Below are 22,218 nucleotides of genomic sequence, written 5' to 3' on the forward strand. Positions count from 1 at the left end.
CGATCCACCCGGGAGGTGCCGTTTGCGCGGGAAGGCCCGTCATCCCCTGCAAGCTCGTCCTGCGTCGAGCCGGCGATGCGGTGCGCAAAAGGGAAGGAAGCCTGTCGCATCCCGTCGGAACCCGCCCCCTGAGGTTGCGTTGATTCACTTTCAGGCATGGGAGGGTGAGATGACTGTCGAGACCAAGACAAGACCGCATCAACTGGTTGCAAGCGATCGCGTCGAGGGCACGGCGGTGCGGCGGCCTAACGGCGACATGATCGGTCATATCGAGCGGCTGATGATCGACAAGATTTCGGGGAAGGTATCGTACGCCGTGCTGAGCTTCGGCGGCTTCCTGGGCATCGGGACCAACCTCATTCCGCTGCCGTGGGGCCGGCTGCAGTACAATCCGAAGTTCGAGGCCTACGAGCTCGATATCGACGACGACGAGTTGAAGCGCGCGCCGTCATTCCGCGCCGACAAGGATTTCGACTGGGGCGATCGATCGCAGGAAGTCGAGCTGCATCGCTTCTACGGTGTTCCTCCGTACTGGGGCGGCTTTTGAGCGCACCCAATTTAGGAACGGTCGCTAACATCAAGGGTTTTCCTCGCATCTATTCTGGGAATGAGGAGAACCCATCAATGCTAGTCAGATCCATCGTTGCCGGCGTAGCCGGATCCGTGTTGCTTGCGAGCGTTGCTTTCGCGCAGACACCGACGGATAAGAGCGACAAGGCAGGTATGGCTCCTGCGGCGACGACCACGTCGTCGTCCTCCTATCAGGGCAATTGGCGCGCGTCGAAGGTCGTCGGCCTTCGCGTCTATAACGACAGCAACGAGAGCGTCGGCTCGATCAACGACCTCCTGATGGACAAGGGCGGAACCATCAAGGCAGTGGTGATCGGCGTCGGCGGCTTCCTCGGCGTCGGCGAGCATCTGGTCGCCGTGCCGCTCGACAAGGTGAAGTTCTCGACCGAGCCTGTCGTCAATACGAACGCCAGCGCGTCGAACACGGGCAGCGCCAACAAGATGTCGCCGACCAGCACGACCGGCGCGGCGCCGCCCGCGGCGGCGGCGAAGCCGAATCCCTGGTATCCGGATCACGCGGTCTTCAGCGCGTCCAAGGATGAGCTGAAGGCGATGCCGGAGTTCAAGTACTCGACCGAGTAATGCACGGCGTCATCTGGGAAGCAGAAGCGCGCCCGGTGATGCCGGGCGCTTTTTTGTTCGGGGATGGGTCCGGCTGCCCCGCTGTCGCATCTGGCGACGTCGCGGATTGGATCTGTCGTTGCGTGAACCTCCGCTTGCTTCATATTGCCGCCAACCGTTTTGCTTACAGTCGGCTCGACTTCGCGATACACCAATCGATGAAGATGTTCCGACGCTTGCGAGAGGGTGACGACCATGGATGTCGACAAGGCGACTGCAGTGATTTCCGCTGCCGGTATCGAGCTGACTGATCGGCGTCGGAACGGCACGGATGATGGTTGGTCCCTCAGTTTCTCCAACGGCGCCGTCGTGGAGATCAGGGACAATGGGGAAGTCTCCGTCTCCGGCAAGGGAGCGGAGGTGGTCGCAAGCCATCTCGGCCTGCCCGGCAAACCTGCCTGAAATTGCCCGCGGCCTGAAGGCGGACCACGACCCGAGTCGCGTCAGCCGTCACTTCGCCGGCTCATACCCGTCGGTCAGCGTCCCGAGAAAGGCAACGACATCGTCGATCTCGGCCGCGGTCAGGGCCGGCGCCTCGCCGGCCTTGCGGTCGAACGGCGGGTCCATCGAGACATTGGCTTTCGCCGCCTCTGGCAGGTCGTCATATCTGTCGATGCTGCCGTCGGCCTTGCGCGGATACCAGCGTTCGGGCCGGGTTTCCCGCTCGACATAGAACCGCACCGCGTCGCGCAGCGAATGCATGACGCCGTTGTGGAAGAAGGTCTGGCGGAGCGCGACATTGCGCAGCGTCGGCGTCCGGAACAGGCCGCAATACTCCGCGCGTTTCAGGAAATCGGTGCGCAGCGGCCCGCACAAGCCGAGGTCGAAATACGCAGGGTCGTTGTTGGCGGGAATGTCGGGATTGCGCGGCACGGCAAGCGCGATCAGCCCGTAATCGGTGAACTGCGGCGGAGTGCCGTCATTGCCCCTCTTGCTGATATGGCAGGAGGCGCAATTGCCCTTGTCCGGCGCATTGAACAGGTCGAGCCCGCGGGCTTCCGCTGATGTGAGTTCGGCCTTGCCGGCCAGCACCGCGTCATACTTGCTCGAATAGGGATAGAAGGTGCGATAGTCCTGCTGGTACACTTCGAGCGCCTTGAGGGCGGTCTTGTAGACGGTGGCTGGATCAGTGGCTGCCCTATCAGCTCCCTTGGGTCCGGCAATTGCCGCGATCGCCTTGCCGTGGCCCGCGGCGAGCACCCGGCGCGCCACCTCGGCCTCGTCCCGATTGCCCATCTCGAAATCCGAGAGCAGCGGAATTGCGGCCTGCGCCGCGCCGCGGTCGACCCGCCCATCCCAGGTGAGGCCTCCGGTCGGACCAGTGTCGATGCTTTCGTCGGCCTCGTCCTCGGAATCGTGGAAATGCTCGGTGAAGGGCGGCACCGCCTGCAGGTATTTCAGGGAGGGCACGGCACGCACTCCCGCCTGTTGCAGGTCGCCACCCCCCAATTGCACCGCGCGCGCATTGGCCGGACCGAAGCCGCGTGCGGGATCGTGGCAGGACGAACAGGCAAGCTTGCCGGATCCCGATAGCGACGGATCGAAAAAAAGCGCCCGACCGAGCGCGGCGAGTTGCTCGGCCTGCCGGCGCGCCTCGGCGCGTGTCATCCCCGGTCCGGCCTGGCCGGGGACGATGGCCAGGACCGGCAGGACGATCGCCGATGCGAAGATCCAATGCTTAATCCGCATGTTGCAAACCGGGCCTATGGCTGACTACCGTCACGGCGATGCGACCGTGCCTTCGGTGAGCGTCCGGGCTATGACGACATCCGAACGGAATGAGAGCGACAATCAGGTCAGTGCAGGGGGCTCGAATGCGGACGAAATCGGCGGTTGTCATTTGTGCATCGAGTCTCGTGATCGGTGCGTTCGGTCCGGCGCTGGCCGCCGGAAACGGTCCGGGGGCCAAGGCCCATGCGGGCAAGGATACCGCCGCCGATCTCGCGCTGATCGACACGGTCGTAGTGATCTATGCGGAGAACCGCAGCTTCGACAATCTCTATGGCAGTTTCCCGGGCGCCAATGGTGTCGCGAAGGCTCCCGCCTCGACGCGGCTGCAGCGCGATCGCGACGGCAAGCCGTTCCATGAATTGCCGCCGGTCTGGGACGGCCTGACCGCCAAGGGCGTGACGCCGCCGGTGACCCAGGCCGAGACCGAGCATCTGCCCAATCGCCCCTTCTATCTGGACGACCCGAAGGGCTTCAAGCTCAGCTACGGCACCATCACGCACGACCTCTGGCACCGCTTCTACCAGAACCAGATGCAGATCAATGGCGGGCGCAACGACAAGTTCGTCGCCCATGCCGACTCTGGCGCACTGGTGATGAGCCTCTGGGACGGATCGAAAACCGCGATGTGGAAGGTCGCCCAGAAATATGTGCTGGCCGACAATTTCTTCATGGGCGCTTTCGGCGGCTCCTTCCTCAATCACCAATGGCTGGTTTGCGCCTGCGCGCCCTATTACCCCAAGGCCGACACCAATCCGGCGAAGCCCTCGATCGCCGTGGTAGAGGCTGACGGGGTGACGTTGAAGGAAGCTCCCAACTCGCCGAAATCGGCGATGGACGGCATTCCGAAATATGTCGCCGACGGCAACCTCACGCCCGATTTCTACGCCGTGAACACCATGCAGCCGCCGTATCAGCCGAGCGGCAACGATCCTGCGAAGGATGGCGACAAGGCTTATGCGGATCCGACCAAGCCAACGACGCTGCCGCCGCAGATCGAACCGACCATCGGGGATCTGCTCAGCCTAAAGCACATCACCTGGGCCTGGTACGGCGGCGCGTGGCAGGATGTGCTCGACCACGGCAACAGGTCGCCGGTGCCGAACTTCCAGTATCACCACCAGCCTCTCAACTACTACGCCAACTTCGCCCCCGGCGCCGCGGCCCGCGCCGAGCATCTGCGCGACGGCGGCCTCGCGGGCTCCGAGTTCATCAAGGCGATCGACGACGGCAAGCTGCCGCAGGTGTCGTTCTACAAGCCGCAGGGCGATCTCAACGAGCATTCGGGCTATGCCGACATCCAGGCGGGCGACAGCCATATCGCCGATGTGATCGCGCATCTCGAGAAGAGCCCGCAATGGCCGCATATGCTTGTTGTCGTCACCTATGACGAGAACGGCGGCCTGTGGGATCACGTGGCGCCGCCCAAGGGCGACCGTTGGGGCCCGGGCTCGCGCATCCCGGCGATCATCGTCTCGCCCTATGCGCGGCGCGGCTATGTCGACCACACGCCGATGGACACCACCTCGATCCTGCGCTTCGTCACGCGCCGCTTCGAGCTGCCGACCCTGCACGGCATCACCGTGCGCGATGCTGCGATCGCAGCTCATGACGAGAAACCACTCGGCGATCTGACCAGCGCGCTCGTGCTCAAGGACAAGTGAGGCCGGCGTTTCCAAGCGTTGGCGGTTCAGTCAGTTGTCCCACAACTCGTCGTGACCGGGCTTGCCCCGGGCATCACTGTCTTGGCTCTGCGTCAAGAAAGACGTGCATGGCCGGGGCGAGCCCGGCCATGACGACCAAATATTCGCGGCGGTCTCACCACCCCAGTTCACGTAGATAGGCGGCGCGGGCGGCGACGCCGGTGTGCGTGAAATCGGTGAACACCCCATCGACGCCGAGACGGAAGAACTTCAGATATTCCATGCCTGGATCGCCGCGATAATCAGCAGCGAGATATTTCTTCTCGTTGCGGAACGTGAAGACGTGCACGAGCAGGCCGAGCTTGTGCGCGTCGGCAATGACGCTGGTTGCGTCCTGCGTCGAAGCGTCCGGCGTCGATCCCTTGTAGGGCGTGCCGTCGGCGTTGCTGTCCTTCCAGGGCAAGATCTTGTACGGCACGATATAGGCCTTCCACGGACCGATGCCGTCGGCATAGGTCTTGATCTCCGCAAGGCCCTCAGGTGTCAGCATCGTATCGAAGGTGCGCGGGTCACCGGCGACCGTCCAGTCGTACGGACGGGAATTGGCGATGTTGTTGAGCAGCACCTTGCCGGTCTTGAAGTCGACACCGTTGCCGTCGATGAGCTGGACCTGCCGCGTCTCTAGGCCATGGCTGCGCATGTATTTCAGGCTGCCGGGCTCGAAGCTCTGGACGATGATGGGAGCATCCTTCGCGTTGAGGCCGTTGTCCTTGATGATCTTGATCAGCGCGTCCTCGAGCGGATGGCTGCCGGGCGCGCCGCAGCCATTGGCGATTGCCTGGGCGTTGTTCCAGGTCGGATTCTTGGTTTCCGGATAGACGGCGATCGGACGCCCCGTCGCCTTGCTCTTGGCTTTGGCGATGTCGAGGATGTCCTGGAAGCTGATGATCGGGAATTTGCCGTTGAACAGCTTCGGCCGTTCATTGGCCGCATCATAGGTGGTGCCGGCGATCCATTCCTTCAGCTCGGCCATGGTGAAATCGGTAATCGACCAATCATTGGTATGGTCGTCGCCATCGACGATCAGCGCTTTCAGCACGGACTTGGGATCGTCCGGATCAATGAGGTCGGTCGGGTATTCGGTCGGCCCGCTCGCCGCCGATTGGGCCCATTTCACCTTGACGGGGACGCCCGGCGTCGTGCGCTTGCGGGCCGCAACCACCGCATTGGTCTTGGCCACCTCGGTGACATTGGTATTGTCGCTCAGCCAGGGGTTATGCCGCGCCACCAGGACGCAGTCCTTGGTCAGGTGCAGGTCCTCTTCGAGCGCGTCGGTGCCAAGGTCCGCGGCCAGCTCATACGATGCCTCGGTTTCTTCAGGCATCAGCCCAGGCACGCCGCGATGCCCGATCACCATCGGTGGCTTGCCATCGAGGGTCGGGAAGGGCTTTGCGCCGGCGGGCGCCGAAGCGGTTTGCGCCGATGCCATCGATGGCGGGAGGCACGCCAGGGCCGCCGCACCGAGCAGCATCGCTCCAATATGGACTTTCCGTCGTGAACGATTGTGCTTCACGGCCACGCCTCCATCCTCCGTGCCGGACTGAACCCGGCCGACGCTCTCCTCTTGTCGCAACTTTCTGACAGTCGGATGACCGGCCGGGCGCCCGTCCTCAATCCATTAACCACGCATTTCGAGACCATCGATTCCGATACCTGAATTGCCGCTATAGTCCTGCCGCAGCGAATTGGTGCAGGCGATGGACGCAACGGATCAACATAATAGCAACCCCGCGGTGGCCCGGCTTCGCGGGCGCTACCCCCAGTATACGCGGGCTCGGCTGGAAAGCTTTGCCCAGAGGCTGCTCGACAAAACTCATCCCGATCGCATGCCGGTGGTTTCGCTCGAGCTTGCCGGTCCGACCGAGCGGATCAGCTTCGCGGAGGGGCTCAAGCTGGACTACAGGCCGATCCCACTCGGCGAGCCGCTCGGTCCGCTTTGGGCGACCTATTGGGTGCGAGTCGTGGCCGATGTGCCCGAGGCATGGGCCGGCTCGCGCGTGGATCTCTATTGGGATAGCCGCTCGGAAGCCCTGCTTTGGCTGGATGGACGTTCGTCGCAGGGATTGAATCCCGGCCGCCACACCGCGCCGCTCCTTCAGCCGGCACGCGGCGGCGAGCGCCTCACATTCCATGTGGAGGTGGCCTGCAACGGCCTGTTCGGCGAGTTCGGGAGCAACCCGCTCGGCTACGCGCTCGCGGGATGCGAGCTGCGCCGCTTCGATCCCGAGGCGTTCGCGTTCTATTTTGATTACGACGTGCTGCGTCAACTCGAGGCTGACCGCGATCCCTCGAAGGCAACAAGGTCGTATGGCGGTGTCGGCGAGATCGTGCAGCCGGCACTGGATCGGACATGGGCCGGTCGATTGCTGCACGACCTCAATCGCGTCTGCAACATCGCGGATCCCGACGATCGCGCCACCTGGCCCGCGGCGCGCGCGATTCTCGACACGCTGCTCGCCGCGCGCAATGGCACGATCGCCCACGAATTGTCGGCGATCGGCCACGCCCATCTCGATACGGCGTGGCTCTGGCCGCTGGACGAAACCCGGCGCAAGGCGCAGCGTAGCTTCTCGACGGCGGTTGCGCTGATGGACCGTTATCCCGACTTCAAGTTCGCCTGCTCGCAGGCCTATCAATATGCCGTCATCGAACAGCACGATCCCGATTTGTTTGCACGCATCCGCGTCAAGGCCGCGGCCGGGCAATGGATTCCCGTCGGCGGCAGTTGGATCGAGCCGGACTGCAACCTGCCGTGGGGCGAGTCGATGTGCCGTCAGTTCCTGTATGGCCAGCGCTACTTCGAGAAGACCTTCGGCAAACGCTCGACCGTGTTCTGGAATCCTGACGTGTTCGGCTACGATGGTCAGTTGCCGCAGCTGATGCGGCAGGCGGGAATGTCGCGCTTCCTGACCCAGAAGCTGTCCTGGAACAAGTTCACGTCGCCGCCGCATCACAGTTTCCACTGGCGCGGCATCGACGGCAGCACGGTGCTGACCCATTTCCCGCCCGCGGACACGTACAACGGATCGGCGCAGGTCGCGGAGCTGCGCTATCACGCCGCCAACTACAAGGACGCTGACCGTTCGGCTGACGCAATCTATCTGTTCGGATATGGCGACGGCGGCGGCGGTGCCGATGAAACGATGCTCGAGACGCTGCAGCGCACGAAGGACCTGCAGGGGTTGCCGAGAATCCAGATCCGCACGGTGGACGAGTTCTTCGACCGCCTGGCCGTGAGTGCCGGGAACTTCGCCACGATCGAGGGCGAACTCTACCTCGAATATCATCGCGGCACCTACACCACGCAGTCGGCGGTCAAGCGCCTCAATCGCGCCTGCGAGGCGAGCCTTCAGGCGCTCGAATTCGTCGCCACGCTTGCGAGGGCATGGCAGCAGCCCGCGCCGTCGGCGGAGGACATCGAAGGCCTGTGGCGCGCGCTGCTGGTAAACCAGTTTCACGACATCATTCCCGGGAGCAGCATTCGCGAGGTCTACGAGCGCGCGGAAGTCGACCTCGCTGCCGTGGAGGAAGAAGCCAAACGTCGCACGCAGGATTTGCTGGCCGCGCTGAGTGACGGGGAGGAGGGCACCTGGACCCCGGTCAACACCCTGGGCAGCTCTCGTGCCGAAGTCGCGTCCGATCCCGAAGGCTCGCTCCGCTATGTCGTCGCCGCGCCGTTCGCGGCGGGCGAGGCGACCACGCTCGACGAGCGCGTGACGGTGTCGGTCGGTCCTGACGGCTTCGTGCTGTCGAATGCGCAGCTCAGGGCCTGCATTGACCGCACCGGCCTGATTCAATCGCTGGTCCATCTGCCGACCGGCCGCGAAACCTTTGCGTCGCCTGCCGCCCGTTTCCTCGTGCTGGACGACAGGCCGCTCCAGTTCGAAGCGTGGGACATCGATCCGTTTGCGCTGGAGACCGCGCGCGAGTTGATCGGAGAAGTGAGTTGCGAGGTGCTGTCGGATGCGGGCTTGCGCGGCGAGGTTCGTTTCGAGCGCGCGCTCGGGCGCGCGAGCCGGCTGTCGCAGGTGATCCGCCTCGATGCCGGCGCGCGTCACCTCGAATTCGAAACGACGGTCGACTGGCAGGAGCGCAAGACGCTTCTGAAGGTCATGTTTCCCGTCGCCGTCCGCGCATCGAATGCCACTTACGAAACCATGTTCGGTGCGACGGCGCGGCCGACGCACGCCAATACGGATGCCGACGCCGCCAAGTACGAGGTCCCCGCTCACCGCTGGTCGGATCTGTCGGAGCCGGATTTCGGCGTGTCGATGTTCAGCGACTCCAAGCACGGCTATTCGACCTTCGGCAACCAGCTCGCCCTCACGCTGCTGCGCGGCCCCGAGTCTCCCGATCCCAAGGCTGATATCGGACATCACCGCATGCGTTACGCGATCTATCCGCATGAAGGCGATTGGCGCGCCGCCGACACGGTCGGGCGAGCCCTGCGCTTTGCGCGTCCGCTGCTTTGGATCAGCGGACGACCGCAGCAGCCGTTGAGACAGTCGCTGCTGAAGGCGTCTCCCTCCAACGTCGTCGTCGATACGATCAAGCCGGCCGAGGACGGCGACGGCTGGGTGGTGCGGCTCTATGAAAGCGCGGGCGCGCAGGCCCGCACGATCATCGATTTCGGCGTCGATGTGTCGTCGGTGTGGATGAGCAACATTCTGGAAGATCGGATCGAAGCATTGCCGATGGGCGGCCGGACTTGCCGCCTGTCGCTGCGTCCGTTCCAGGTCGTAACCCTGCGGATTTTCCAGGTGCGCCGCTAACCACGCGACGCACGGTACTCGGCGCGTGTGACCAGCCAGTCCGCGGCGGCCTTGAGATCAGGCTCCACGCCCAAGCCCGGTCCGCCGGGCAGCGGGAAGAGCCCTTGCTGCACGCGCGGGAACGGCTGCGCCAGCACCTCGCGCAGAGGATTTTCCATCACATCGTGCTCGAGCAGTCCCGGACCTCCGACCGCTGCGAGCACCTGAGCCGCGGCAAGCAGACCGAGACCGCTGCCGAGCCAATGCGGGCAGTAGGACCGTCCCATCTGGACGGCGCGCCGGCCGACCGCGACGGCGCCGGTGACGCCGCCCCATTTCAGCATGTCCGGCTGAATCACGCCGAGGTGGCCATTCGCGATCAGCGTTGCGAACGCCTCGTATCCCATGACGTTCTCGCCGCCCGCCAAAGGCACCGGAGACAACATCGCGAGTTCGGCCCATTCGGCAGCAGGGCGATCGGCCGCAACCGGCTCCTCGATCCAGCCGAGACCGAAGGCACCGAGGCGCGGCACGGCGCGGCGGGCCTCGGCCAGATCCCAGCCCTGGGTCGCATCCGCCATCAGGCGCTCGCCGGGCCGCAGATCGCGCGCGATGCTGGACACGACACGTGTGTCGGTTTCGGTGCCGAACCCGACCTTGACCTTGAAGGCACGAAATCCCTCGTCGCGGCAACGCGCCACCGTTTCTGCTGCCGTGTCGGGATTGAGACCGCTCGCATAGGCCGGCACCGCATCTCGTGCCGCAGTGCCGGCCAACAACGCGCGTAGCGATTGTCCGGCGCGCCGAGCGGCGAGATCCCACAGCGCGAGGTCGAGCCCGCCGATGCACGCAGCGAAGGGGCCCGGCTCGGCGCCTTGAATGGCCCAGCGATGGGTCCGCGCGGTCAATGTGTGCCAGGCATCGGAGGGATCGAGATACGTCCCGGCAATTGCCGCCGGACAAATAACTGTCTCCAGCAACCGCATCTTGTTGTCGGCACTGTAGGGTGGGAAGTTGCACCAGATCTCTCCCCAGCCGTGCGCGCCGTCGGCATCCTCGACGCGAAGCAGAAGCACGCTGCGCCGTGGAATGCTGCCGAACGATGTCTTGACCGGTTCCCCGACCTCGGCCCGAAACAGGAACGCCTCGATGCGCGCGACGCTCATGGTCATGGACATTCTCCTGGCGGCGGGCAGATCGAGCGACTGATGCGGATAGCAGGCCTTATCCGTCCGTGCGCTCCCCAGAACAATACATTGTTCAGATGGCACCATCTCGAAAGGAGATATCAAAAACAAGGAAGACGCGGATCGCTCAACCGACCCGCGTCCTTCGAGCTCAGGTTTGGGAAGAAGCGACCTGCCTCAGTTCGCCGCCTTCACCAGCGGGCAGCCGCCCTTGTCGAGCGGGCGGAACGCCTCGTCGCCGGGGACGGTGGCGATCAGCTTGTAGAGGTCCCACTCGCCCTTGGATTCTTCCGGCTTCTTGACCTCGAACAGGTACATGTCGTGCACCATGCGGCCGTCGATGCGGATATGGCCGTTCTTCGCGAAGAAGTCGTTGATCGGTGTCTTGCGCATCTGCTCCATCACCTTCGGCGCTTCGTCGGTACCGATAGCCTCGATCGCCTTCAGGTAATGCATGGTCGCCGAGTAAAGCCCGGCCTGGATCATGGTCGGCATATGGCCGACCTTGTCGTAGAAGCGCTTCGAGAAGGCGCGGGTCTCGTCGTTCATGTCCCAGTAGAAGGCGTCGGTGACGATCAGGCCCTGCGTTGCCTTGATGCCGAGCGAGTGGGTGTCGGTGATCTCCATCAGCAGCGCGATCATCTTCTGGCCGCCCTGGGTCAGGCCGAACTCGGAGGCCTGCTTCAGCGCGTTGGTGGTGTCGCCGCCGGCATTTGCCAGCGCCACGACCTTGGCCTTGGAGGCCTGCGCCTGCAGCAGGAAGGACGAGAAGTCCGACGAGTTCAGCGGATGACGCACGTCACCGAGAACCTTGCCGCCGCTCTCCTTCACGACATTGGCGGCATCGCGCTCCAGCGCCTGGCCGAAGGCGTAATCGGCGGTGACGAAGAACCAGGTGTCGTCGCCGCGCTTGACCATCGCCTTACCGGCGACGTTCGACAGCGCGTAGGTGTCGTAGGTCCAGTGCACCGTGTTGGGTGAGCAGGCAGGGCCTGTGATATCAGACGAGCCGCCGCCGGAATTGATGTTGATCTTGTTCTTCTCGCGCGTTAGCGCCGAGATCGGCAGCGCGACCGAGGAGGTCGGCACGTCGACGATCGCGTCGACCTTGTCGTTGTCGTACCAGTTGCGCGCGATGCTGACGCCGACGTCGGGCTTGTTCTGGTGATCGGCTGCGACCACCTGGACCGGCTTGCCCTTCACCTTGCCGCCGTAATCGGCGACCGCCATCTCCACTGCGGCGACCGAGCCCTTGCCGGTGGCGTCCGCATAGAGGCTCGACATGTCGGTGAGCACGCCGATCTTGACGACGTCGTCGGAGATCTGAGCGTTGGCCGCGGTGCCGGAGGCAGCGAGCGCTAGGCCGGCCGCCGCTGCGGCCAAGAGCAATTTCATCGTGTTTCTCTCCCTGATATCCCGTTGAGGGCTGGTGTCACCGGCACCTTCTATCCGGTGCGGCAAGCTGTCGCAAAGACGAAAGGCGCCACGGAGAACCGTACCATCGTCGAAGGGCGGGCCGGTTGGACCTGTGGAGTGCTCCTTTACCTCGCCCCGCTTGCGGGGAGAGGGAAGAGGGTCGCTACAGCGCCGGTAGTGCGCTCACGGCGGCGTTGATGGTGCCCTGGGTTTCCACGATCACCCGCAGCGTCCTCGAATCGAAGTCGATGCCCGCCAGCCGGATACTGGTGATGTCGGCGTCGACACGGATGCCTTCCTCGTTCTTCTGCAGGTCGGCGATGGCGGCTGCGATCTTCCGCTGCGCATTGGTTGCGAACGGCTTCAGGTCGACGATCAGCCGGTCGGCGAGCGCCTGTTGCAGATGCGGGATCACGGCACGCGCGGCCGCGCCGAGCAGGCCGAATGCAGCCTCGGATTCGACCGCCAGTTCGACATCCGTCAGCCGCAGCGTCTGCGCGTCCTGGTCNGGTCGAGCCGGGGCCGGCCCCAGATATAGACAGTCGCCTCGGCGCCGAGGCCGAACCAACTCGTCTTCTCCTTGGCGTGCACCAGAAGCGAGATCAGCAGGCGGTCGCCCGAGGCGGCGACGCTCGCATGCCTGACGGTGACGTCGACCGGGCCGGAACCGTCCTCGGGAAAAGTCTTGCCCTTGAGCTGGTCCTCGATGAGCTGGGTCAGGGTGGTGAACGACATATCGACCGGCAGATCGATCGAGACCTGGCTCGCCATCGGCGGCACGATCGAGAGCTTGGCGGGGAACGGGCAGTTCGGAGTGGTCTGCGCTTCCGTGATCCGGGTCTCGGCCTCGACGCCCATCGTGATGGTCATCGCCGACGCATCGATCTTCGGCTGGGCCGCGATCACCTTGGTCGGCCGCAGCTCGAGCCACATCGGCGGCATCGACGAGGTTCCGCCGGTGCCCTGCAGCGGGATCGAGCGGCAGGCCTTGGCCCACTGGGCGCGCGCATTGTTCTCGAAAGTCGGATCGTTCTGCAGCTTCGTCTGCACGGCGGCGATCTGATCGGCGACGGTCTTGTCGATCACCGGCTTGACCTGGGCCGGCACGCTGACCTTGACGCCCGCGGCCGACAGGCTGGAGTCGTCGAGATTGACCTGCGCCTGCAAGTTCGGTTCCAGCCGCCAGGACGCGCCGAGCTTCGGACGCGAGGTGAGAGTGACATTGCCCTTGATGTCGGCGTTGGCGTTAACCTGCTTGATGTTGACCGCGCCGATCTGCTTGGCGGCGTTGGCGCCGAGCAGGCTGCCGAGCGCGTTGCCGATCGCACCGGTTGTCTTGGCCGACAGCGATCCGGTGACCTTGAGCGCTCCATTGATCGGCGTCGCCAGCGTCAGCACATCCTGCGCGCCGGTGACCGCGATCGGCCCGCGCGACGCGGTCCAGCCGATGTCGGCGTTCTCCAGGATCTGCTGCACGGGATTGTTTGCCTTGCCGGCGAATGTCTTCGGGGCGCCGCGCTCGGCGGCGTCGCGGATGGCCGACAGTGCGACCGAGACCTTGGCCACGATCGTCGAGGACCGCGGCGCCGGCGGCAGCGGCGGCAATTGCGCGAGCTGCGGCTGCGGCACCGTGGCGCCTGGCGCGAGCCAGTCCATGGCCTTCAGACTGATTACGAACGAGATCAGCACCACGGCGATCCCGAGCATTATCGTCCTGGGATGCATCGATAGACGCATCATCCCCCCGGATGAAATGAACTTTGACGTCGGTTGTACAGGCCCCTCGACGAGGGCGCTAGTGTGGCCGGATCAAGCTGCTTCGGGGGCGGAAGTTGGCGCGCGCCGGCGGATCGCCGAAGATATTAATGGTCATGAATGCGACAACGGCCCCGGCGTGCTGCCGAGGCCGTTATTCGTTTCCGAATGCGTCCGGTTCAGCGCGTGGCCGAGCCGAGATCGGCGCGGCGGTCGGTCATCGGCAGCACGATCACCTTGGTGCCGACATTGACCCGCGAATAGAGGTCGACGACGTCAGCATTGGTGAGGCGCAGGCAGCCCGACGAGACATGGGTGCCGATCGTCTCGGGCGCGTTGGTGCCGTGGATGCGGTAGACGGTGCCGCCGAGATACATGGCGCGGGCGCCGAGCGGGTTGCCGGGGCCGCCGGCCATATGGCGCGGCAGGTAGGGCTGGCGGGCGATCATTTCCGGCGGCGGGGTCCAGTCCGGCCACTCCGCCTTCTTGGTGATGGTCTGGGTGCCCGACCAGGTGAAGCCTTCGCGGCCGACGCCGATGCCGTAGCGGATCGCGCGGCCGCCACCGAGCACATAATAAAGGTAGGTGTGCGGGGTATCGATGATGATGGTGCCGGCGGCTTCGCGCGTCGGATATTCGACGATCTGGCGGCGCAACCGGGCCGGCAGCTCGGCGGAACGATCTTCATCCTGGACCTGCGGCGCGGACTGCACCGGAGGCGGCGCCGCCTCGGTCTGCGGCACCAGGAAGAACGGGAAGATCGGCAGCGGAGCGGCTGCGGCGGAAGTGGAGAAGGCAACGGTACCGATCGCCAGCGCACCGAAGGCAGCGGCAGCGAGACGCGAGTTCAGCTTCATGGAATTGAACATTGTCGACCCCTGTTGTTTGCGCCCTTGCGCGCCGGTTCGGCGCGTCGTTGTCGCAAACCAGTACAGGTCAGGCGTTTCAGGACGTTTGCACGAAATCGCCAAAATGGTTTCGTGCCGTTAGGGAATTGTTTCGTGCGTGTTTCGTCGAGCGGTTAACGGCGGGTTGCCGTAGCTGTGCCAGCTCAGGACAAATTTCCTTGGCACGGCCCTTGCTGTCCCGAACCGTTGTTTGTGGACGGAGACGACATAATGCAGGGCCCCTCGATCGGCAGCATGCTGGATCAGCAAAAAGGCTTTGGTCCCGGGTTCGATTTTTTGCGCATCGCGCTGGCGATCTCCGTCGTCGCCGCGCATACGCCCTATGTCGCCGCGGGCAGCGGCGATGCAGAGCAGACCTGGATCGTCTGGTTTCCGCAATATGCCATCCTGGTGATGTTCTTCGCGCTGAGCGGATTTCTCATCGCGGCCAGCGGCCTGCGGCTCAGCCTGAAGGAATTTCTGGTCAACCGCGGAATGCGCATCGTTCCCGCGCTTGCAGTCGAGATCGTGCTGTCGGCGTTGATCCTTGGTCCGATCTTCACGGCGCTGCCGCTGTCGGATTATTTCACCAGCATCGGCACCTACAAATACTTCACGAACATCTTTGGCCTCGTCAACTACGTGCTGCCCGGCGTGTTCGCCGGCAATCCTGCGCCCGAGGTCAACAGCTCGCTCTGGACCGTGCCGTTCGAATATGGCTGCTACGCCCTGATGACGGTGTTCATCGTGTTCGGATTGCTGCGCAGGCCCGCGCTCATCGTTTTGGGTGCCGTCGTGCTGGTGGGGATCGGCCTTGCGCTCCAGGTCACCGGGCACGTCGCACAAGCCGCGCAACTGCCTGCCGGTGTCGCCGGCACGCTGCACGACAAGATCTTCAGCACGGCGCCTTTCCTGGGGCGCGGCGCGAAGCTGCCGGTCGCGTTCATGCTCGGCATCGCGATCTATCTCTATCGCAACCGCATTCCCTATGACGGGCGCCTTCTTGCCGCCTGCTGCGCGCTGTGCGCGGTGGTCGCGGCTCTCGGTCCGGCGGACTGGATGACCCAGCCGGTGCTCAATGCCCTGGTCAGTCCGGCGCTGGTCTACATCACCGCGTTCCTTGGCGTATCGAAGCTGCCGCGCCTGCCGCTGTTCTCGAAGGGCGACTATTCCTACGGGATCTATCTCTACGGATTTCCGATGCAGCAGGTGGTGAAGGTGTGGCTGCCGCACGCGCCGCTGCTCGTTCAGTTCGCCGCCGCGCTGGTGCCGATCACGCTGTTCGCGGCGTTCTCCTGGCACTGGATCGAGAAGCCGATCCTGAAGCTGCGCAGCCGGTTCTCGTTTGTGGCGCGGAAGCGGCTCGAGCCGGAGGACGCGGTCGAAGCCTTGCCGGCCGCCGCGCCGCTCGCCGTTGCCGTCAAGCGATCTGCGGCGTCCTGATGACGTCGCAAACGCGTTTCGGGATGTGGTCAGATTACGCCCGCAGCCGCGATACGCCCGGCGCACCGGCGCCGATCGCGGCGCGGCGGTCGGCGACGGCGTGATGGAATTGCTCGAGCGTCAGGCCGATCACCGAAAGGTCGCCTTCCTCGATCGCGCCGTCGTCATAGCAGTCGAGCGCCTCGCGCAGCAGCGCGTCGGCCGTGGCCTGCATCGTCGCGAGGTCTTCAGCGGTCTCGGCGCCGCGCACCCTCGCGATCAGCGCCAGCAGATTGTCGCGATGGGTGATGTATTGCTCGCGCTCGTCGCGTCGGACGTAATGGCGCAGCCAGGCGCCGGCCGAGCCTAGGCCCGAGAGCAGCAGGATCGCGCCCCAGATGTAGTCCGAATACTTGTCCAGGAAGGTGCGCTCGGTGCCGTCGATATAGCCTGCGGCGCCCGGATGCGCCGGCAGCGCGGCATCCTTGTCGGTGTCGGGTTTCTCGATCTTGGCTGCGGCCGGCACGTCGTGGGCAACCTGGAAGCGCAGCGTGAACAGCTGGCGCGCCAGCGCGCCGACGACGGCTTCGTGCAACGTGTGCTGCGCGAAGATCACATGATTGACCGCGACGGTCTCGACCTTGTCCGCGGGGCGCGCCGGCGACGACGAGAAGATGCTGCCGGCGATCTCCTCGGACTCGTAGAGCGGATGTTTCTGCGCGATCGCCTCCGAGACCTCGATCGGCAGGAACCTCGGCTCGCCGCGCGCGGCCGCGGTTGCCGCGATCGCATCGGCCGTGAGCTTGCTGTCGAGCGGGCCCACGGTCATGTAGGCGTCGAGCGATGCGTCGTGCGCGAGATCGGAGATCCGGTTGATCGGGAACTGGCTGATCGTGACCTTGTCGAGGTTGACGCCGGACTCCGTCAGGATCACGCGGAGCAGCGTGACATTGGCCTCCGTGCCGCCGACCACGCCGATCTTGTGGCCCGCGAGGTCGTCGATGCTCTTGATCTTCGCCGATCGTCTCCCGCCCTTCGCGCCGGAGGGAGCCCACAGCACCACGACATTCTTGCGCAGGATCGCAACCGACTCCGCACTCGACGGCAGATTGAGATCGACGCGCGCCACCGCGAGGTCGACCTTGTTCGCCGTGAACAATGCGATGCTGTCGCTGGAGTTCTGGCTCGTCACCGGCCGCAGCCGCACCGAGCTGCGGTCCTGCGCAAAGGCTTGCGCGAAGGCCTGCACCACCTTCACGTCGTCGCTGCCGGGTGGGCCGACCGCGATCCGCAGCGTCACGGGACGCAGGCCGTAATAGAGCGCGGCGGTGGCGAGGCCGAACAGCAAGATGCCTGCCGCAAGGATCAGCAGCGACGAGTTTCTTCGCCTGAGCCTGCGGCGCACCAAGCCGGGGTTTTCGCTCTGCTCTGACATCTTACTGTCACGTTACACCAAAAGCGGCGCCTACACGGGAAAAAGAACCTTACATTTCGATGACGTCATACGTTTGAAACATCAATGTCAGAACGTCGTGCGAGCAGAATCAAGTTAACGATCTGGATCTCCTGCGATGCGCATACTCGTAGCGACTGATGCCTGGCATCCGCAAGTCAACGGCGTTGTCCGAACGCTGACCTCGCTGGCGCGCAGCGCCGCCGGGCTCGGTGCCGAGATCACTTTCCTCACTCCCGACGGTTTCCGCTCGGTCGGTGTGCCGACCTATCCCGGCCTGCGCGTGGCGCTGCCGAACCGCCGCGAGATCGCGCGCCGGATCGAGGAGGCAGCGCCCGAGGCGATCCACATCGCGACCGAAGGGCCGATAGGCTGGGCGGTGCGCGGCTATTGCCGGCGCAACAAGCTCGCCTTCACGACTTCCTACACCACGCGTTTCCCGGAATATGTGTCGGTGCGAACCGGGATTCCCGACAGCGTCGGTTACGCCGTGCTGCGCCACTTCCACGCCGCAGGGTCGATGACGATGGTCGCGACCGACTCGCTGCGGCAGGAACTCACCGAGCGTGGCTTCCGCAAGCTCGGCTTCTGGACCCGTGGCGTCGACACCAAGCTGTTCAATCCCGACCAGCCGGCAACGCTCGATCTGCCGCGGCCGATCTTCATGACCATGGGCCGCGTCGCGGTGGAGAAGAATCTCGACGCGTTCCTGTCGCTCGACCTGCCGGGCACCAAGGTCGTGGTCGGCGACGGCCCGCAGAAGGCGATGCTGGAACAGAAATATCCGGGCGCGGTTTTCCTCGGCGAGAAGAAAGGCCAGGACTTGACTTCGCATCTCGCCGCCGCCGATGTCTTCGTGTTTCCGAGCCTCACCGACACGTTCGGTGTGGTGCAGCTCGAGGCGTTGGCCTGCGGCACGCCGGTCGCGGCGTTCCCGGTCACCGGCCCGAAGGACGTCATCGCCAATCATCCGATCGGGGCGATCGACAATGATCTGCGCAGCGCCTGTCTGCGCGCGCTGACGATGTCGCGCGAGACCTGTCGCAACTTCGCGCTCGAGCGTTCCTGGGAAAACAGTGCGCGTCAGTTCATCGGCAATCTAGCCACGCTGCAGCCGAGCCGCGCGCCGCGGCCCGCCCGCCGCGTCGCCGGCCGGACGGCCGTTCCGAATTAACACTTCAATCGAACGAGAGATCCTTCTAATGGCAGATATCATCAAGCTCGACGCCAACCGTCCCCTGGACTTCGACCGCGAGACGGTCGAGCAGGCTTATGACCGCTGGGCGCCGGTCTACGACCTCGTGTTCGGCGGCGTGTTCAGCAAGGGCCGGCAGGCCGCGATCCAGGCCACCAACAAGATCGGCGGCCGCGTGCTCGAAGTCGGCGTCGGCACCGGCATCTCGCTGCCGCTCTATAGCCAGAACGTGCGCATCTTCGGCACCGACATCTCGGAAGCGATGCTGGAGAAGGCGAAGAAGCGCGTCACCGAGAAAGGCCTGAAGAACGTCGAAGGGCTTGCGGTGATGGACGCCGAGAAGCTCGAATTCCCCGACAATTCGTTCGACGTGGTGATGGCGCAGTATGTGCTGTCGGCGGTGCCGAATCCGGAAGCAGCGCTCGACGAGTTCGTGCGCGTCGTGCGGCCGGGCGGCGAATTGATCATCCTGACCCGCGTCAGCGCCGATGCCGGCGTGCGCCGCTTCATCGAGCAGACCCTGCAGCCGGTGGTGCGTCCGCTCGGCTTCCGCACCGCCGAGTTCGCCTGGTCGCGCTACACCAAGTGGCTCTCCGGCGCGCGCGGCATCGAGCTCGCCGAGCGCCGCCTGATCCCGCCGCTCGGGCACTTCTCGCTGGTGCGTTTCCGCAAGACGGACGTGGCCAAGGCCGCCTAGGTCTTCAGCCGGTCATCGTGTGAGGCGGCGCACAGCGCCGCGTCCGCTGGTGAGATTGTCATCCTGACCTCCGGAGGTGCTTGGCCGACGCAGGCGCCTCGAAATAAACCCGCACCGGTTGCGTCAAGGCGTCGCTCCGCATTGTCATATGTCATTATGATGATGTCACACACGCTACATCGAATCCCTGTAAACCATGTCCCGAAAGATGTTGGGGGAACCAATGATCAAGAATTTCCTGCAAGAGCTGCGTACCCAGCGCTGGGATGACCATCGCTACTATCATCACAGCCGGATCAACCAGAGCCTGCACTTCGTCAGCGCGCTGAGCTTCCTGTTCGCCTATGTGATGCTGTTCTTCGATCCCGTCGTGTCGGCGCTGGTCGGCTGGCTGGTCTCGATGACCTCCCGCCAGGCCGGTCACTTCTTCTTCGAGCCGAAGGGCTACGACCACGTCAACCAGGCGACCCACGAGCACAAGGAAGATATCAAGGTCGGCTACAACCTGCAGCGCAAGGTCGTGCTGATGGCGATCTGGGCGGCCTCGCCGATGGTGCTGTATTTCGATCCGACCCTGTTCGGCCTGTTCAAGCCCTGGGTGACGATGACCGATTTCGCCCGTCAGGTGGCCAAAATCTGGCTCGTGGTCGGCATCGGCGGCCTGCTGTTCCGCACCATCCACCTGTTCTTCATCCGCGACATTGAGACCGGCCTGGTCTGGATGACCAAGATCATCACCGATCCCTTCAACGACCTGAAGCTCTATCACAAGGCGCCGCTGTTCCTGCTGAAGGGCGAGCTGATCGATCCGGGCCTCGAGAAGCACGTCAAGCACGCCTGATCGTTGATCTCTGCGTCTTCAAACTGCGTTATGCCCGGGCTTGTCCCGGGCATCTACGTCTTAGAGCCACAACAAAACGGCTTTGCGTTGAACCACGTTGTCCGCATGCTCACTTCACCTCGCCCCGCGTGCGGGGAGAGGTCGGATCGCATCGCAGATGCGATCCGGGTGAGGGGGGCTCTCCGCGCGTCCGTTTGCTACGATTTGCGCGGAAAAAGCCCCTCACCCCAACCCTCTAAGAGCGAGCTGCGCTCGTCTCGATCCCGCGAAGAGCGGGGCGAGGGAGTGCGAGAGCAGCGCGTTGCCTCAGCGCCCGAACTTCGCGGCAGCCATCTCTTTCAGGATCTGCCGCTTGATGTTCTTGTTGGTGAGGCCGGTCTTGTGCCACCACCAGCCGTCGCGCTTCATCTTGTCGGCTGCGGCGACGAAGCGGTCAGCGACCTCGGTGAAATCGGCGTCGGTGTAGTTCAGGCTGAAGATCAGCCGGCCGGTGCCGACCCAGCTCAACGCCAGTCCCTCGGCGCGCAGATAGTATTGCAGCATCCAGTTATAGCGGGACGGCTCGGTGTAGGAGACGGTCCAGATCGACGAGACGTTGCCGACGCGAACCGGCAGGCCCTGCGCGGCAAGCCGATCGTTCAGCGCCCTGGCGCGGCCGTTCCAGGTCTCCTCGAGCCCGTTGTAGATCGAGCGGAAGTTCGGGCTGGCGAGCCGGCTCAGGAACTCGTCCATCGCCGTCATGACATAGGGATGCGAGTTGAAGGTGCCGCGGGCAAAGCAGATGTCGGCCGGGTGGTCGTCGCGGAAGCGCCGCATCAGATCCTTGCGGCCGCACACAACGCCGACTGGCAGGCCGCCGGCAAGGCTCTTGCCGTAGGTCACCATGTCGGCCTTGACGCCGAAATATTCCTGGGCGCCGCCGGCGGCGAGACGGAAGCCGACGAACACCTCGTCGAAGATCAGGACAATGCCGCGCTTGGTGCAGACCTCGCGCAGCTTTTTCAGCCATTCGGTGTAGGCAGCGCGGTCGTATTTGCTGGAGCGCGACGAGTCGACCAGCGCGGAATCGCCGGGCGCGTTGGAGTTCGGATGCAGCGCCTGCAGCGGATTGACCAGCACGCAGGCGATGTCCTTGCGGGTGCGCAGCACGTGCAGCGTCTTCTCCGACATCTCGGCGAGCGTGTAGGTCTCGTGCGGCGACACCGGATTGCCGACGCCCGGCTGCACCTCGCCCCACCAGCCGTGATAGCTGCCTGCGAAGCGAACGAGATGCGTGCGCTTGGTGTGGTAGCGCGCCAGCCGCACCGCCTGCATGACGGCTTCGGTGCCGGACATGTGGAACGAGACCTCGTCGAGGCCGGAGATGTCGCAGAGACGCTTCACATTGTCGGCAATGATCGGGTGGTAAGGCCCGAGCACGGGACCCAGCGCATGCGCGCGCTTCTCGCCCTCAACGATGCACTCCTTGTAGAAGTCGTTGCCGAAGATGTTGACGCCGTAGGAGCCGGTCAGGTCGTAGAACACATTGCCGTCGAGGTCGGTGACGGTGACGCCGCTGGACGCCTGCATAAAGGCCGAGGTGTTGAGATGCTCGCGCACCAGCCGGCTGTACTGGAACGGCACGCGGTAGGTCTCCGTGAACTGCAGGTCGGAGATGCGGTCCGACACCTCGGCGGTGAGCGCGCGCCCCTTGGGGTAGCGGTCCTGGTAGAGGCCGGCGAGGCGGAAGAAGCCGTCCTGGCGCTGCGTCGCGATCTCGGACGGCGCGTCGTCGGAATGGAAGAATTCGTTGATGTCGAATTCGTAGTGCGGGACCAGGCGCGCCACCATCTTGGACATCTTGGAATGTCCGGTCAGCGAGCGGTGCTTGGCGCGCGACAGCGCGATGCGGGCCTGAATTTTGGGGAAAGCTGCGGCGGCGCCGGCGAGCGCGGCGGCGGACAGCGAGAGAATCGGAAGGGATGTTTCCATGACAGAAGCGCTAGCCTCAGC

At 64.5% G+C, this 22,218-nt stretch carries 17 protein-coding genes and 1 pseudogene; 9 read left to right on the plus strand and 9 right to left on the minus strand.

Annotated features, from left to right (window positions below; translation table 11 throughout):
• The first annotated feature begins 169 nt into the window (after positions 1–169).
• The 3 genes from AS156_RS01150 to AS156_RS01160 all read left to right on the plus strand — a co-directional run bounded on the left by AS156_RS01150 (position 170) and on the right by AS156_RS01160 (position 1,593).
• Positions 170–547, plus strand: coding sequence for a PRC-barrel domain-containing protein (locus AS156_RS01150; RefSeq protein ID WP_066498844.1), 378 nt, complete (start codon positions 170–172; stop codon positions 545–547).
• Between the two features lie 77 nt (positions 548–624).
• Positions 625–1,152 (plus strand): PRC-barrel domain-containing protein, encoded by a 528-nt coding sequence (locus AS156_RS01155; protein ID WP_066498845.1) that lies wholly within the window; start codon positions 625–627, stop codon positions 1,150–1,152.
• 234 nt (positions 1,153–1,386) lie between these two features.
• The gene (locus AS156_RS01160; protein ID WP_066498847.1) at positions 1,387–1,593 is read left to right on the plus strand and encodes a hypothetical protein; all 207 of its coding nucleotides are present in this window, start codon (positions 1,387–1,389) and stop codon (positions 1,591–1,593) included.
• Positions 1,594–1,641: 48 nt separating this feature from the next.
• On the opposite strand, the gene AS156_RS01165 is transcribed toward AS156_RS01160, so the two are convergent.
• The gene (locus AS156_RS01165) at positions 1,642–2,880 is read right to left on the minus strand and encodes a cytochrome-c peroxidase (protein ID WP_066498848.1); all 1,239 of its coding nucleotides are present in this window, start codon (positions 2,878–2,880) and stop codon (positions 1,642–1,644) included.
• 125 nt (positions 2,881–3,005) lie between these two features.
• On the opposite strand from AS156_RS01165, the gene AS156_RS01170 reads away from it, so the two are divergent.
• On the plus strand, positions 3,006–4,583 hold the full coding sequence (locus tag AS156_RS01170) for an acid phosphatase (RefSeq protein WP_066498849.1): 1,578 nt from the start codon (positions 3,006–3,008) through the stop codon (positions 4,581–4,583).
• A 154-nt stretch (positions 4,584–4,737) separates the two neighbouring features.
• On the opposite strand, the gene AS156_RS01175 is transcribed toward AS156_RS01170, so the two are convergent.
• The gene (locus AS156_RS01175; RefSeq protein ID WP_245312494.1) at positions 4,738–6,135 is read right to left on the minus strand and encodes a glycerophosphodiester phosphodiesterase family protein; all 1,398 of its coding nucleotides are present in this window, start codon (positions 6,133–6,135) and stop codon (positions 4,738–4,740) included.
• A 220-nt stretch (positions 6,136–6,355) separates the two neighbouring features.
• Here AS156_RS01175 and AS156_RS01180 point away from each other — a divergent pair, with 220 nt between their 5' ends.
• Positions 6,356–9,394, plus strand: coding sequence for an alpha-mannosidase (locus tag AS156_RS01180; RefSeq protein ID WP_160331039.1), 3,039 nt, complete (start codon positions 6,356–6,358; stop codon positions 9,392–9,394).
• Here the strand turns inward: AS156_RS01180 and AS156_RS01185 are convergent.
• The 5 genes and pseudogenes from AS156_RS01185 to AS156_RS01200 form a co-directional block, all read right to left on the minus strand.
• Positions 9,391–10,545 carry a mandelate racemase/muconate lactonizing enzyme family protein gene (locus tag AS156_RS01185; RefSeq protein WP_201455979.1) on the minus strand — a complete coding sequence of 385 codons (1,155 nt, stop codon included), beginning with the start codon at positions 10,543–10,545 and terminating at the stop codon, positions 9,391–9,393. The two genes, AS156_RS01180 and AS156_RS01185, sit on opposite strands and share 4 nt — an antisense overlap.
• 192 nt (positions 10,546–10,737) lie before the next feature.
• Positions 10,738–11,955, minus strand: a complete 1,218-nt coding sequence (locus AS156_RS01190) for an ABC transporter substrate-binding protein (RefSeq protein WP_066498858.1) — start codon at positions 11,953–11,955, stop codon at positions 10,738–10,740.
• Positions 11,956–12,139: 184 nt separating this feature from the next.
• The coding region (locus tag AS156_RS43805) for a DUF4403 family protein (RefSeq protein WP_245312495.1) at positions 12,140–12,484 on the minus strand (345 nt) is incomplete at its 5' end.
• 1 nt (position 12,485) lies between these two features.
• Positions 12,486–13,713, minus strand: a pseudogene (locus AS156_RS01195) (DUF4403 family protein); the annotation flags it as partial.
• Positions 13,714–13,910: 197 nt separating this feature from the next.
• Entirely contained in the window at positions 13,911–14,600 is a 690-nt protein-coding gene (locus tag AS156_RS01200; protein WP_066498860.1) for a L,D-transpeptidase, read from the minus strand.
• 249 nt (positions 14,601–14,849) lie between these two features.
• On the opposite strand from AS156_RS01200, the gene AS156_RS01205 reads away from it, so the two are divergent.
• Positions 14,850–16,061, plus strand: coding sequence for an acyltransferase family protein (locus tag AS156_RS01205; RefSeq protein ID WP_066498864.1), 1,212 nt, complete (start codon positions 14,850–14,852; stop codon positions 16,059–16,061).
• Between the two features lie 34 nt (positions 16,062–16,095).
• On the opposite strand, the gene AS156_RS01210 is transcribed toward AS156_RS01205, so the two are convergent.
• On the minus strand, positions 16,096–17,475 hold the full coding sequence (locus AS156_RS01210) for a TAXI family TRAP transporter solute-binding subunit (protein WP_066498867.1): 1,380 nt from the start codon (positions 17,473–17,475) through the stop codon (positions 16,096–16,098).
• Between the two features lie 136 nt (positions 17,476–17,611).
• Between AS156_RS01210 and AS156_RS01215 the strand changes: the two genes are divergently transcribed.
• The 3 genes from AS156_RS01215 (at position 17,612) to AS156_RS01225 (ending at position 20,226) form a co-directional block, all read left to right on the plus strand.
• Complete coding sequence (locus AS156_RS01215) at positions 17,612–18,667, plus strand: glycosyltransferase family 4 protein (protein ID WP_066498869.1); 1,056 nt, start codon at positions 17,612–17,614, stop codon at positions 18,665–18,667.
• 28 nt (positions 18,668–18,695) lie between these two features.
• Positions 18,696–19,385, plus strand: a complete 690-nt coding sequence (locus AS156_RS01220; RefSeq protein WP_066498871.1) for a class I SAM-dependent methyltransferase — start codon at positions 18,696–18,698, stop codon at positions 19,383–19,385.
• Between the two features lie 223 nt (positions 19,386–19,608).
• A complete protein-coding gene (locus AS156_RS01225) occupies positions 19,609–20,226 on the plus strand; it encodes a hypothetical protein (protein ID WP_066498875.1) in 618 nt (205 codons plus the stop codon).
• 306 nt (positions 20,227–20,532) lie between these two features.
• Here the strand turns inward: AS156_RS01225 and AS156_RS01230 are convergent, their stop codons facing one another.
• A complete protein-coding gene (locus tag AS156_RS01230) occupies positions 20,533–22,197 on the minus strand; it encodes an aminotransferase class III-fold pyridoxal phosphate-dependent enzyme (protein ID WP_066498877.1) in 1,665 nt (554 codons plus the stop codon).
• Between the last annotated feature and the right edge of the window lie 21 nt (positions 22,198–22,218).

Source organism: Bradyrhizobium macuxiense, from assembly GCF_001542415.1.
Classification (GTDB): domain Bacteria; phylum Pseudomonadota; class Alphaproteobacteria; order Rhizobiales; family Xanthobacteraceae; genus Bradyrhizobium; species Bradyrhizobium macuxiense.